This is a genomic window from Pseudoalteromonas sp. K222D (assembly GCF_017653575.1).
Taxonomy (GTDB): Bacteria; Pseudomonadota; Gammaproteobacteria; order Enterobacterales; family Alteromonadaceae; genus Pseudoalteromonas; species Pseudoalteromonas nigrifaciens.
Window position 1 is genome coordinate 37,106 of sequence record NZ_JAGGDL010000007.1, and the last position, 14,280, is coordinate 51,385.

The 14,280-nt window shown below is 40.2% G+C and carries 11 protein-coding genes; 6 read left to right on the top strand and 5 right to left on the bottom strand.

The annotated features are described in order from the left end of the window. Nucleotides 1-28: 28 nt before the first annotated feature. Nucleotides 29-952, top strand: a complete 924-nt coding sequence (locus J5X91_RS05635; RefSeq protein ID WP_208834214.1) for an AEC family transporter — start codon at nucleotides 29-31, stop codon at nucleotides 950-952. 35 nt (nucleotides 953-987) lie between these two features. Here the strand turns inward: J5X91_RS05635 and sixA are convergent, their stop codons facing one another. Further along, a complete protein-coding gene (gene sixA / locus J5X91_RS05640) occupies nucleotides 988-1,458 on the bottom strand; it encodes a phosphohistidine phosphatase SixA (protein WP_086998294.1) in 471 nt (156 codons plus the stop codon). Between the two features lie 192 nt (nucleotides 1,459-1,650). Between sixA and J5X91_RS05645 the strand changes: the two genes are divergently transcribed. Both J5X91_RS05645 and J5X91_RS05650 read left to right on the top strand, forming a co-directional pair. Next, complete coding sequence (locus J5X91_RS05645) at nucleotides 1,651-4,374, top strand: insulinase family protein (RefSeq protein ID WP_208834215.1); 2,724 nt, start codon at nucleotides 1,651-1,653, stop codon at nucleotides 4,372-4,374. Nucleotides 4,375-4,438: 64 nt separating this feature from the next. Next, nucleotides 4,439-6,694 carry a bifunctional diguanylate cyclase/phosphodiesterase gene (locus J5X91_RS05650; protein ID WP_208834216.1) on the top strand — a complete coding sequence of 752 codons (2,256 nt, stop codon included), beginning with the start codon at nucleotides 4,439-4,441 and terminating at the stop codon, nucleotides 6,692-6,694. A gap of 23 nt (nucleotides 6,695-6,717) precedes the next feature. Here the strand turns inward: J5X91_RS05650 and J5X91_RS05655 are convergent, their stop codons facing one another. Both J5X91_RS05655 and yeiP read right to left on the bottom strand, forming a co-directional pair. Next, on the bottom strand, nucleotides 6,718-6,912 hold the full coding sequence (locus J5X91_RS05655; RefSeq protein WP_182679110.1) for a hypothetical protein: 195 nt from the start codon (nucleotides 6,910-6,912) through the stop codon (nucleotides 6,718-6,720). Between the two features lie 139 nt (nucleotides 6,913-7,051). Next, nucleotides 7,052-7,624: an elongation factor P-like protein YeiP gene (gene yeiP / locus J5X91_RS05660; protein WP_011327658.1), complete on the bottom strand. Its 573-nt coding sequence runs from the start codon at nucleotides 7,622-7,624 to the stop codon at nucleotides 7,052-7,054. A gap of 192 nt (nucleotides 7,625-7,816) precedes the next feature. Between yeiP and J5X91_RS05665 the strand changes: the two genes are divergently transcribed. Beyond that, entirely contained in the window at nucleotides 7,817-8,203 is a 387-nt protein-coding gene (locus tag J5X91_RS05665; RefSeq protein WP_086998279.1) for an MmcQ/YjbR family DNA-binding protein, read from the top strand. A gap of 342 nt (nucleotides 8,204-8,545) precedes the next feature. On the opposite strand, the gene fadJ is transcribed toward J5X91_RS05665, so the two are convergent. Together fadJ and fadI are read right to left on the bottom strand one after the other, a co-directional pair. After that, on the bottom strand, nucleotides 8,546-10,735 hold the full coding sequence (gene fadJ / locus J5X91_RS05670) for a fatty acid oxidation complex subunit alpha FadJ (protein WP_208834217.1): 2,190 nt from the start codon (nucleotides 10,733-10,735) through the stop codon (nucleotides 8,546-8,548). Continuing rightward, nucleotides 10,735-12,045: an acetyl-CoA C-acyltransferase FadI gene (gene fadI, locus J5X91_RS05675; RefSeq protein WP_011327655.1), complete on the bottom strand. Its 1,311-nt coding sequence runs from the start codon at nucleotides 12,043-12,045 to the stop codon at nucleotides 10,735-10,737. Before fadI ends, fadJ begins: the two co-directional genes overlap by 1 nt. A gap of 328 nt (nucleotides 12,046-12,373) precedes the next feature. Between fadI and J5X91_RS05680 the strand changes: the two genes are divergently transcribed. Then, nucleotides 12,374-13,330: a MoxR family ATPase gene (locus J5X91_RS05680; protein WP_011327654.1), complete on the top strand. Its 957-nt coding sequence runs from the start codon at nucleotides 12,374-12,376 to the stop codon at nucleotides 13,328-13,330. A gap of 3 nt (nucleotides 13,331-13,333) precedes the next feature. Further along, the gene (locus J5X91_RS05685) at nucleotides 13,334-14,278 is read left to right on the top strand and encodes a DUF58 domain-containing protein (RefSeq protein WP_086998270.1); all 945 of its coding nucleotides are present in this window, start codon (nucleotides 13,334-13,336) and stop codon (nucleotides 14,276-14,278) included. Nucleotides 14,279-14,280 lie beyond the last annotated feature (2 nt).

A 14,280-nucleotide genomic window follows, 5' to 3' on the forward strand; every position in this document is an offset into this window, starting at 1 on the left:
TGGTTAAATACTATTTAAGGCGATATTAGTGTCTATTTTTTCAATTATATTTCCGCTGGTATTTATTGTTACTGCTGGTTTTATTAGCACTAAGTCACAATTTTTAGAACAACAACATATAACTGGTATTAGTAAATTTACCTTTTATATTAGTATTCCCGCTTTTTTATTTTTAAATATGGCGCAAGCTAACTTACACAGTAGTGTGAGCTTAAATGGCTTTTTAAGTTTTTATATTGCGGTTGTGGGTGTTTTTATAATTGGCGCTTTAATAGACCGATTTTTAATTACTAAGCACAGTGATTATCAACGCCATAGCGTATTTGCTCTTGGTAGTAGCTATTCAAATACCGTACTGGTTGGCTTACCAATCATTATTGCAGCAATTGGCCGTGAAATGATTGGTATAGTATTTATGATTATCACTTTTCATAGTGCATTGTTATTTACTCTCACCTTTTTAGTGAGTGCCAAAAGCGAAAAAAGTGCGTTTTCGTGGCAACAATTTGCCAAAAACATGCTGTTAAACCCTGTGGTACTTAGCATTAGCCTAGGGTTATTGGCTAATGTTTTAGGCCTTACATTGCCACTGGATATTATTAATGGCTTAGATTTACTCTCACAACCCGCTATTGGCTGCGCACTATTTGTGTTGGGAGCTAATCTAGCATTTTATAAAATAAGCCAAAACTGGCAACCCGCGCTAATCGCCACATTATTAAAGCTAGTATTACTGCCCTGCTTAGTATTATTGTTAGGCCGATTTGTGTTTATGCTAGAGGCGCAACTACTCAACGTACTTATATTATTAAGCGCATCGCCTTTAGGTGTTAATGCCTACCTTATTGCTAATCAAATAAAACAGCACCAAGCAACGCTTGCCAGCACTGTGGTTATGTCGACCGTTTTAAGTGGTATAAGCTTTACGCTTTGGCTGGCATTTTTATTATAGAGCCTTGCTATTAGCTAATCAGCTAACTCATTGCATTACACGTTACCCGGAGCATGAATGCTAAGGTATTCGCTGCGCTGGGTTTGCTCATTATAATTAATTACGGCAACTGCACCGGTATTAAAAATAGGCATATGGCCCACACATAACTGATCAACCAAATAACTTACTATGGGCATGTGCGCCACTACTAGCCAAGTATTGCACGCAGGGTGCGCCGCTATTAACGTTTCGATGTAATCGGCTGCAATTTGCGGTTTACCTTCAGGTATAATGTCTTTGCAGGTTTCGCTAAATTTAAACGTGTTATTTTTAGCAACCCCTTTTGCTGTTTGTTGAGCTCTAATGTAAGGACTAACTAACAGCGCATCGGGTGCATAGTTTTTTGCCAGCCACAGACCCATTTTTTCAGCTTCAATATGACCCTTTTGGGTTAACTGTCTCGCTGCATCATCGGCCTGCATTGGCGTTGCTTCGCCGTGGCGCATTATTAAGATTGTTTTCATAATAAATCAACCAATTAAAGAATATAAAACAGTAGCCAATTTGCCCGTTCTTCCGCTATATTAACAAGGTAACACTATTTTTTTCTTAAATAGTTCTGTCATGATATTCAGGTAAATCTTATCGCTGTATTTCTCTGTCCTGAAGTTATCATCTGTTGTTAACAAGTAAACATTTAGTTTCAGGAGCATCATTTGAATATCAGTCGCAATGATAACAGAGCCTACCGCGCTGTAACACTGGACAATGGTCTAAAAGTACTCTTAGTGCAAGATAAAGATGCAACAAAAGCCGCTGCGTCTATGGCTGTTAATGCTGGACATTTTGACGACCCTGTTGATAGACAAGGCTTAGCACACTTTTTAGAGCACATGCTATTTTTAGGCACAGATCAATTTCCTGACTCAGGTAGCTTTAATAATTTTGTATCACAAGCGGGCGGCAATACCAATGCCTGGACCGGAACTGAGCACACGTGCTACTTTTTTGACATTAATAATCAAGAATTTGAACATGCGCTAAAGCAATTTAGCCGGTTTTTTATTGCGCCATTATTAAATGCTGCAGAAACAGAAAAAGAACGTAACGCGATAGAAGCAGAATTTAAATTAAAAATTAAAGACGACGGCCGTCGTATATACCAAGTACATAAAGAAACGGTTAATCCGGCTCACCCTTTTGCTAAATTTTCGGTGGGTAATTTACAAACATTAGCTGACAGAGAGCGCTGCATTAGCGACGAGCTAAGAGACTTTTTTAAGCAGTTTTATCAAGCTCAATACATGACTTTGGTCATATGCGCTAATGAGGAGCTCGACACTCTCCAAGCATGGACAAAACAATACTTTACTGCGGTTTGTGGTAACGCCAAGCAACCAAAACCCGCAATTAGTGCGCCGCTATACCGAGCGCAAGACCTAGGAAAACTGCTGCACATTGAGCCTCATAAGCATATGCAAAAGCTTATAGTGAGCTTTGCAATGCCTAATATTGATGACTTTTATCGTCACAAAACAGTGAGCTTTATTGCACACTTACTCGGTTATGAAGGTGCGGGCTCGTTATACTCTATTTTAAAACAGCAAGGCTGGATAAATGCACTTTCTGCCGGGGGTGGCATTAATGGCAGTAATTTTAAAGACTTTAATATTAGTATGGCACTAACGGATGAAGGTATTGAATACTTTGAAGATATTATTGAAATGATCTTTGAGTATATTTGCCTCATTAATAACAATATTGAACAGCTACCGCGCTTATACCAAGATAAAAAGAAGCTATTGCAAATTGCCTTCGATAACCAAGAACAATCGCGCTTAATAGACTGGGTAAGTAACTTAAGCATTAATATGCAACATTACGATCAGCCTAACTACTTACAAGGCGACTATTTAATGGAAGGCTTTAAACACGCCACCCATGAAATGGCCATGCAATGGTTAAAGCCACACAATATGCGCTTGGTACTTATTCACCCCGGGGTTGAGCCTCAACATAAAGCAGCTTGGTATAATACACCTTACAAGGTTGAAAAAATTTCGACTAGTTGGCTCGATGCACTAAGTAACATTAATAAACCACTCAATGAAATGCGCTTACCTGTTGTTAATCCTTATTTAACTAAAGACGTTGAGCTGTTTGATATAATTGAGCCACAAACAAAACCTGAGCTAATAGTCACAGAGCCTGGTTTTGATTTTTGGTTTAAACAAGACAACACCTTTCGCGTTGCCAAAGGTCATTTTTACTTGGCAATGGACTCAGACTTTGCAATAAAAGATGTAAAGCACATGGCACTTACCCGCCTCTTTTCTGATTTATTTATGGATAGCGTTAGCGAGCAATTTTACCCTGCCGAACTTGCAGGACTTAGTTATCACTTAACGTCTCATCAAGGTGGGTTAACACTACATACAGCGGGGCTCTCATCAAGCCAGTTAGAGCTGGTTGATGAACTCATTGATGCTTTATTTAACGTAGAAATTTGCTCTAAACGTTTTGCCGAGTATAAAAAGCAATTAGTAAGGCATTGGCGTAACAGTAATCAAAATAAGCCCGTAGGTGAGCTGTTTAGTATGTTAGGCGCAAAAATAATGCCGTGGAATCCACAGCCAGACGAATTGGCTGACGCATTAAAAAACACGTGTTTTCAGCAATTTAATGAATTTAGACAAGACTTTTTTAAAGCCCTGCATGTAGAGTCATTTTTACATGGTAACTGGCAACAAGCTGATGCAATTAGTTTTCAGAAAAAAGTAGCCGCGCACTTAAAAAGCGCCGCTGTAATAGCCGATTTAACACGGCCATTATTTGAAATTAACAAAGTAACGCGCTTTGAGTTAACGCTTCCTTGTAATGATCACGCTATGCTTATTTACTATCAAGCACAAACCGACTGTGTAAGTGAAAAAGTAAAAATGATGGCGCTAAATCATCTAATCAATCAAGATTATTTTAACGAACTACGCACCACGCAACAATTAGGTTATTTAGTTGGTGCCGGTTACGCGCCTTTTAACACCCGCGCGGGCATTGTTTTTTATGTGCAATCACCCAAGTTTGAAGCCAAAACAATACTGCAGCGCCATAATAACTTTATTCATGACTATTTAACCAATATAGATAATTTAACCCCACAAGATTGGTTACAACAAAAGCACGGTCTAACCACACATATAGCCGAAGCAGATAAAAACCTGCGACTGCGCTCGCAACGATTATGGTTAGCTATTGGTAATCGCGATCACGAGTTTCATATGCAACAACGCTTGCTTGATGCATTAAATGCATTAACCCTTGCAGATATAAAAGCATACGCGCTAAGCCTTTTTAATGAAAATAGACCTAGATATGAGTTTTTAAGCTCTGCAAAGCCCAATAAAGCGCATAATCAGGCCCTTTGCTCGCATTCTCTTTGACAGTGAGTAACGCTTGATTTAGATTGTCGTTTGAAAATTAAATGTTATAAAAATAATAAAAATAATGATCACAATAATAATAAAAATAAGCTTACTATTAGCCCTATTAGTTGCCTCGCATAGCCTATATGCCTTAGAGGCAACTTTTAACTTAAATTTAAATACCGTTGCAGTTACGGCAAGCGCAATAATTGTGCTTGTTTTATGCTACATGCTAACGGTTATATATAAACTTAAGCGCTCGCGCTATCAACTTATGCTTTCTGAACAACGCTTAAAAAGCACTGTTGAAGGCAGTGGCGATACCCTTTGGGATTGGAATATAAAAACCGGTAAAGTACTTCGTATTAACGATAAGTACTTAATGGATTCAATATTATCAACAGAGTTTCCACCTAATAAAAGCCTTATTCACCCAAGCGACATTACCCAAGTAGAATATTTACTTAAAAAACACTTTGCTCAACAAACTCCTTTTTTTGAAGCGACTTATCGGATTAAAGATCATTTTGGCGGCTGGCTCTGGGTACTCGATCGCGGCAAAATAATAGAAAAAGACACCAACCTTAGCCCCCTACGTATGACAGGCACAGTGCGCGACATTTCACAATTAAAGCTAACCGAAGAGCGCTTAAACCTTTTTGCAAAATGCGTTGAATCGCTAACCGATGCCCTGGCTATTTACGATAAAAACTTTAAGTTAGTCGATATTAACCCCAGCTTTTTAACCTTATTTGGTGGCGTGCGCGAGCAGTACCTTAAAAAAGATTTTAATTTGCCCGGCTACGATAAAAGTTACATTAACACTATTAAAAAAACCGTATACCAGCGAGATAGCCTGCAACAAGAAGTTAAATTACGCAATAGTGCACATGTTTTATTACCCATAGAAATTTCGATTGATGAAATTAGAAATGATCAAAACCAAATAACTAACTATGTCGTTGTATACTCTGATTTAACCGAGCGTAAAAAAGCCGAATCGCAACTGCATAACCTCTCCAATAGAGACCGCACCACCAACCTGCCTAACCGTAATTTGTTTTTTACCGACTTACAAAAATTAGGGCAACTAAACTCGCACCATGCTTTGTTAGTTTTCGACTTAGATAACTTTAAAAAAATAAATGACTCTTTAGGGCACCAACTAGGTGACAGCTTATTAGCTAAACTCGCTATGCGGCTAAATAAACTCACTCGCGAAAATGACGTGTTTTATCGCTTAGGCGGCGATGAGTTTGCACTGGTAATGTCTGATACTAACGACATATATACGATTACCCGCACCGCTAAACAGTTTTTAGCGGCTATTGCTACGCCTTTTAAAATGGCCGGACATGAGCTTGCCATTACCTCAAGCGTTGGCATTGTGTTGTTCCCTGAAGATGGTAATACCCCAGAGCTACTATTAAAAAATGCCGACACAGCTATGTACCACGCTAAAAAGAAAGGTAATAGTTATCTGTTTTTTAATGACACCATGAACCGTGAAGCCGTAAAGCGCCTGCAAATAGAAAACCTAATGCGCTTTGGTTTAAAAGAAAATCATTTTGCCGTGTATTACCAACCAAAAATGAATATTCACACCGGTAAACTTGTGGGAATGGAGGCATTAGTACGCTTTATCACGCCTAAAAAAGGCATTATTAGCCCGGGTGTTTTTATCCCAATAGCAGAAGAAACAGGGCAAATAATAGAAATTGGTGAAGTGGTTTTAAATAAAGCCTGTCGCGATGTAAAAGAGTGGCTTGATGCGGGCTTATTTAATGGCAGAGTTGCTGTGAATTTATCGGCAAAGCAATTTAGTTTACCCGACCTAACAACACGTATTGATGTGATTTTACAAAAAAATGCATTGCCCTCTTACTTTTTAGAGCTAGAAATTACCGAAGGCACGGTAATGGACGACCCTAAAGATGCTATCGCAATAATGTGCTCACTCAGCGCCCGAGGTATTCATTTAGCAATGGACGACTTTGGTACCGGCTACTCTTCGCTGGCCTATTTAAAGCAGTTTCCGCTTAATACGCTTAAAGTTGATAAAGCCTTTATCGATGACATGAAAAACGAGCGCGGCCGCAATATGGTCGACTCAATTGTTACTATTGCCCATAACCTTGACCTACATGTGGTTGCAGAGGGCGTAGAGCAAGCGTCGCAAATAGAAATACTCAAACAATTAAACTGTGAAACAGTACAAGGCTACTATTACTCTAAGCCGCTATCAAAAGATGAGTTTACCGAATTTTTAAAACTCCAGCACAACAAGTCTGTACCTAGTTTAATTAGTCCGATTAAAAAAGTGGCTGTCACTAATTAAAATTAAAAAACAGAAATAAAAAATTAAGGATGCCATATGCAAGGGTTAATACCTACACTTCGCAGTAACGCACGGCGGTAATGTAAATTAAACAAACACCATGCAACCGGCCCAAGTAAACCCGCTAACAACAGCCAACGCTTAACCGGCATACCCTTTTTAATCGCCTCTAAATACATAATCGCTATAAACACTGCGCTTAATAAAACAAAAATCAAAGCAATACCTAAACCTGTAAAAACAAGCCGCGTATTTTAACCATAAAATGACTATTTTTAAAGCTATGCACTTACTATTTGAATCTAAGCAATAAAAAAAGCCGAACAAGTCGGCTTTTTAATATAAATAATTAGGCGCTTACTTTTCAGCACGGCCCATAAATTTATGCTCTGCAGTATTGATACGAATACGATCGCCTGTAGAAATATGCTCAGGAACTGAAATATTTAACCCTGTAGACATACGCGCCGGCTTTGAGCGTGCACTCGCCGAAGCACCCTTAATAGATGGGTCGGTTTCTTCCACAACCAGTTCAACACTTGATGGCAAATCTAGGCCAACCGGTGCGCCATCTATTACAATAACGTGCACGCCTTGAGTTTCTTCATTTACGAACAAAATCTCTTCGCTAATCGCATCTTTACTTAGATTATATGGCGTGTAATCTTCGTTATCCATAAACACATACTCGTCACCATCAATGTACGAAAGCATAGCTTCACGACGAGTTAAATCAGCAAGTGTTAACATATCACTGTCTTTAAATGTTTCATCCACTTTGCTGCCCGTTACTACGTCGTATAAACGCATACGGTACAAACTACCACCAGCACGACCTTGTGGAACTGAGCGTACTATATCTTTTACAACTAAAACGCGGCCATTAAAATCAATGGCTGTCCCTTTTTTAACTTCACTCGCCTTTGGCATGAATATATTCCTATTATTTTTGACTCTGAGAAACATACCACGAACTAGATTTTGTTCAACTAAAACTGCTTCAAAACCCCGCTATACCTTGGATTAACTCATAAAATTATGATTTTTACAAAAATACATATAATCAAACATTAAAAAAACTGTTATGGTAGTTTCATCGAGTATGACTTCAAGGAATGGATCATGGACCAACAAACTGTACATGAGTATTTAGTTAACAAACCACTAGTTAAAGTAACCCAACCTTTTTCTAAAGAAGTTGATGTTTACAAGGTAAACCATAAAATGTTTGCCACCCTTGCACTGGGTAATGATGAAAATAACGACGCCAATGGCGAGCCTATTTGGTGGTTAAATTTAAAATGTGACCCCGACGAAGCACTAGCATTAAGAGATATGTTTACTGCAGTGATCCCTGGCTATCATATGAATAAACGCCTTTGGAATACCATAATACTAGATGGCACAATCCCGCAAAATGAGATTAAGCGAATGATTGATAATTCATTTGATTTAGTGGTAGATAACATGCCTGAAAAAGATAAAAAAATTATCGCCGCCCATCTTTAAATATCCCATTTTATTTTAAATACGCTTGAAGTACTTCAAGCGTATTTATTACCAATATTTAGCCCCCCTAAAGCTAAATTCAAACTTCCTGTTATATACCTCGATGCCAAAACACTTTTCAACACACAGCGTTTACCTTTAAATATCAGCAAGTACAAAAACCCACTTTCAAGTGGTAGACAATACTCTCTAAGGGTATGGTTTATTACTTATTCGAGTGATATTTAGTGAGTTTAATAATTTGAGTGGTTAGTAAACTTTTTAATAGGCTTTCGCTTAAATAATTTAGCCATAAAAAAACCGCATATAAAATGCGGTTTTTATTAGTAAATGCTTATTTACTTATTCTTTAGCACTTGGCGCTGCAGCATCGTCAGTGGCTTGCTCTGCAGGCTCCGACTCAACTGTTGGCTCTGCGCTTGGCTGAGCGGCATAAAACTTAGCACCTGACTCTGCCATTGCTACAAGCGTGTCGCAAGGGGTAAAAATTGCATTGCTACTGCCTAATGTAGACATGTCTGAGCTTATTTTACTTGCGCCTAGTTTATCCATATAGCTAAATGGTCCGCCGAAGAACGGTGGAAAACCAATACCAAAAATAGCACCAATATCACCGTCACGTGGGCTGGCAATAATGCCTTCGTCTAAACAACGAACCGCTTCATTAAGCATTTGTGCAATACAACGTTTGGCAATTTCGCTTTTATTTAAACGTGGAGCTGGGGTAACGTTTAGTAGTTCGTAAACTGACTCATCAACCTTTTTGCCTTTTTTATCGTACTCATAAAAGCCACGACCTGTTTTACGACCAAGGCGTTTTGACTCTATCATACGAGTAAATGCATCGGGTGCTTTAAAACGCTCGCCTAGCTCTTTTTCTAAAATTGGCGCAATTTTAGAACCAATATCAATACCCACTTCATCAAGTAATGCCAGTGGACCTACCGGAAAACCAAACTCAACTAAGGCTGCATCAATTTTTTCAATTGGCTCGCCTGCTAGCATTAAGTTAGCCGCTTCGTTTAAGTAAGGCGCTAAAATACGGTTTACATAAAAGCCGGCGCTATCTTTTACTACAATAGGTGTTTTACCTTGCTTGCGCGCAAAGTTTACCACACGAGTAATGGTCTCTTTTGAGGTGCCTGCGTGTGGAATAATTTCTACCAGTGGCATTTTTTCTACTGGTGAAAAGTAATGTAAACCAATCACGTTTTCAGGGCGCTGAGCTTGAGCTGCAATTTGCGAAATAGGTAATGACGAGGTATTACTCGCAAAAATAGTATTTTCTTGGCATTCACGCTCAATATCAGCAACCATGCCTTGTTTAAGCTCAAGATCTTCAAATACCGCTTCAATTACTAAATCTATATTTTTAAAACCGCTGTAATCGGTTGCGCCTGTAATACGGCTCATTGTTAGCTGCATATCGGCTTTAGACATAATGCGGCGCTTTAAGCGCTTATCTAAAATTTTATAGGTGTAGCTCATTGCATTACTAATGCCCTGCTCTGCTACATCTTTAATACGTACCGGTACTTTAGCTTTAACGGCACTTACGTGCGCAATACCTGCGCCCATTAGTCCGCCACCTAACACTGCGGTTTTGTTAATTGCTGGTGCGTCGCCGTTGCGCCAGTCTTTTTTCATTTCTGTGGTTGCAAAAAATACACTGCGCAGCGCTTTTGATTCATCGCTCATTACCAGCGTTGCAAAGCTTTCCGCTTCGGTTTTATACGCTTTTAGCTTATCGAGCTCTACGCTTGCACGTACTGCTTTAATAATTAAAAGTGGCGCAGGGTAATGTCCGCCCGTTTGTTTAATGACGTTTTCTTTTGCTTTTTTAAAGATAAAGTTACGGCCAAACGGGTTTGATTCTAGCAGCTTGCTCACGGTGTCGAGTTTTGGCTCTTTAGCTGGTGCTTTGCCTTTAGCGGCAAATTCTTTCGCTACTTTTAATAGCACGCTATGTGGTACGCAATCATCTAATACACCGGCTTTTTTAGCTTGCTTTGCACGAATTTGCTTACCAGTTAGCATCCATTCTAAGCCTTTTTGAATGCCAATTATTTTAGTTAAACGCTGAGTACCGCCACCGCCAGGTAATAAACCTAACTGCACTTCTGGCAAACCAATTATGGTAATACCACTGTCGGTGCCTACGCGATAATCACAGGCTAGTGCAAACTCTAACCCGCCACCTAAAGCTGCGCCATGAATAGCACTAACCGTAGTAAAAGGTAGGTTTTCCATGTCAAAAAATGCATGGTGACATAACTCGCTAATAGCTAAAGCATCTTCACGCTTTTGCACACTATCAAGCATTTTAACGTCAGCGCCAGCAATAAAGTTATCACTTTTACCACTAATAAATACCATGCCTTTTACAGACTGCTGTTTAGCTTCGGCTAGTAAGGCTTTTAAATCATCGGCAAAACTACTGCGCAGGGTATTCATTTTTTCGCCCTGCACATCTATAGTTACTACGGCGATTTTATTTTCATCAACCGTTAAATTAAATACTGAATCTGACATTACGCACTCTCCAATACAAAAGCTGCACCTAAACCACCTGCAGCACAGGCTGTTGTTAATGCTAAACCGCCACCACGACGCTTAAGCTCGTATAAGCTTTGCGTAATTAAGCGAGCACCGGTTGCTGCAAATGGATGTCCATAAGCAAGCGATCCACCTAATACGTTAAACTTATCCATGTTAATTTCGCCAATCGCTTTGCTGCGACCTAAGTGCTCTTGCGCAAACTTATCTGAGGCAAACATTTTCATGTTGGCGAGTGTTTGCGATGCAAACGCTTCGTGCATTTCTATTAAGTCTAGGTCGGCAAGGGTAATACCCGCTCTATCTAGTGCGATAGGCGTGGCATGAGCTGGACCCATAAGCATATCTTTTTCAACACCAATGGCTGAAAACGCAAAACTGCGTACATAACCAAGGATTTCGTAACCCAGTGCTTTTGCTTTGCTTTCGCTCATCATTAATACCGCAGCTGCACCGTCGGTTAATGGGGTGGCGTTTGCTGCAGTTACTGTACCGTGTTGGCGGTCAAATACTGGCTTAAGCTTAGCGTAGCCTTCAACCGTTGAGTTTTTACGAATGTTGTTATCTTCTTCAATAAAGCTTTTATATGGCGGTAAGTGCGCCGTCATTACTTCATCTTTTAATTTTCCATCTGCCCATGCTTGGGTTGCTAATGAATGCGAGCGATGCGCTAATGCATCTTGATCTTCACGGCTAATGTTATGTGTTTTAGCCATTTGCTCAGCAGTTTGCCCCATTGAAAGGCCTGTTGAGTACTCTGCAACCGCAGGAGGCACTGGCAATAAGTCTTTTAAACGCAATTTTGAAAATATTTTTAAGCGCTGACCTAAGGTACGCGCTTTATTTAAATCAACTAAACTGCCTGCTAATTTTTTGCTCACGCCAATGGGTAGTACCGATGAAGAATCGGCGCCACCAGCAATACCTACAGTAACAGAGCCGGCCATAATAGACTCAGCAACGTTGGCAATAGCCTGAAAACTAGTCGCACAGGCACGTGATACTGAATACGCATCAACCGATACCGGCATGCCAGTACCTAATACAATTTCGCGTGCTATATTTGGTGCTTCTGGCATTTGTACTACCTGACCAAATACAAGTTGATCAATTTCTGACTTGTTGAAATTTAATCGCTCAAGCATTTCGTTAACCACAAGTTTACCCATATCAAGTGCAGGTACATGGTGGAACGCAGTTGCTTGCTTGGCAAAAGGTGTACGTAGGCCGCTAACTATGGCTATACGATCGCCTTTTGGTGTTTTAAGTATGTTTTGCTCAGACATTAATTATGCTCCCGCTGACAGGTCTGACCTGTTTGTTTTACTCGATTCTAAACAACCCGTGTACTAAAGCCAATAGATAAACTGAAATTTATCGATTAGTAGGCAAATAAAATTCTCTAAGACCTACTATATAAGTACTACAATAGGCTTTTTTAGACGCATTTACAAAGTTTTGTGATAGGCTAAAAGTCGTTAATAAATAACGAACTATTTTTAAAAATACAGTCTAACTCTTGAGTTATCCAATTTTAAACCTTATAACTAGGTCAGTATTTCGTACCCAAATAACTTTGGTATTATTCCAGCTGACGAGGACAGTCTATTTATTATGGCAGCTAACGCATTTTCACAATTAAAAACGTACTTAGATACACAAATTATTGGCCAGCCAGAGCTTACTCAAGCGCTACTTATTACCATTTTAGCTGACGGCCACTTATTAGTAGAAGGCCCTCCTGGCCTTGCAAAAACGCGCGCCGTAAACGCCTTAGCTAAAGGCATTGAAGGCTCGTTTCAGCGGGTGCAATTTACGCCCGACTTGCTCCCTGCCGATATTACTGGTACTGATATTTATCGTCAGCAAACCAGTGAGTTTGTATTTGAAAAAGGCCCACTGTTTCATAATCTTATTTTAGCTGATGAAATAAACCGTGCCCCAGCTAAAGTACAATCAGCTTTATTAGAAGCCATGGCAGAGCGCCAAGTAACGGTAGGTAAAAATACTTATCCGCTAAGTGAGCTATTTTTAGTAATGGCCACACAAAACCCGCTGGAGCAAGAAGGCACTTACCCGCTACCTGAAGCGCAGCTTGACCGCTTTTTACTGCATTTGAGTATAGGTTACCCCGGCGCAGAGCACGAATTAGACATACTGCGTTTAACCCGAGGCGAAGCATTAAACGAGCAACCAGCAGTAATGCAAAAAATTAGTCAAAGCGATTTATTTGCCGCTCGTAAAGCTATTTTAGGCCTTTATTTAGCACCACCACTTGAGCAGTATTTAGTGCAGCTTATTATAGCTACCCGTGAAGGCGCTAAGTTAGATGCACAACTAGGTAGCTGGATTGAGTTTGGTGCTAGCCCACGTGCCACTATTGCTCTTGATAAATGTGCCCGTGCGCATGCTTGGTTGCAAGGCCGCGATTTTGTAGCGCCCGACGATATTCAGGCAGTAGTACATAATGTATTGCGCCATCGTATTATTTTAAGTTACGAAGCCCAAGCCGATGGCATTACTAAAGATCAGGTAATTAGCCGTATTGTTGAACTTGTAGCCGTACCGTAACTTATGCAAACCCCATTAGATCCCCAAGCATGGCTTGCACAAAGCCATAGCCACGGTGTTAATTTAGCGCTTAAAGAGCTGATGTATTACAAAGCCAAAGCGCAATTGCTAGAGCTGGCTCCTAAAGTAAAAATTAAAAACACCTTAACCGGGCAATACCTTGCGCCGCATAAAGGCCGTGGTATGGAGTTTGCTGAAGTACGCCACTATCAACAAGGCGACGATATTCGCTCTATTGATTGGCGTGTAACTGCACGCACTGGCGAAACACACACTAAGCTTTTTCAAGAAGAGAAAGAGCGCCCGGTGTTTATTTTTACTGATTTTTCAAACTCGATGCTATTTGGCTCGCAGTTGTTATTAAAATCGGTGCAAGCCGCGCACATTAGCGCATTAGTTGCTTGGTCGGCCTGCCAACGTGGTGACCGTATTGGTGGCATTGTATTTAATCAGCACTCTCATTTAGAGCTCAAGCCCAGCGCCCGTGAAAAAGCGGTATTAAAGCTGTGTCATAATTTGTGTGATAGCCACCAGCAAGCCCTTAACGCAATTGACGAGCAAGCCACTAACAACTTTAGCGATAACTTAAAGCGCCTTAACCATTTGGCTAAACCCGGTAGTTTAGTGTATTTAATTTCTGACTTTAATGCCCTAGACGACGCCAGCTTTAAACAGCTCGAAATACTAAGCCGTCACTGCGAGCTAATTGGTTGCCACATAAGCGATCCATTTGAACATCAGTTACCGGCATTTAAACAAGCCGTTACAGTAAGCGCCAATGGCCAAGACTTTGCCCTACCACTTATGGATAGCAGTTTTAGAGCGCGCTTTGCTAAAAATGCCGAACAGGCATTTAGCACACGCTTTAATCGCTTAACTAAATCGGGTCTTAATTTAATATCATTCAATGCAGCCACACCGCTTGAGCTGCAATTAGTGAGAAAATAACC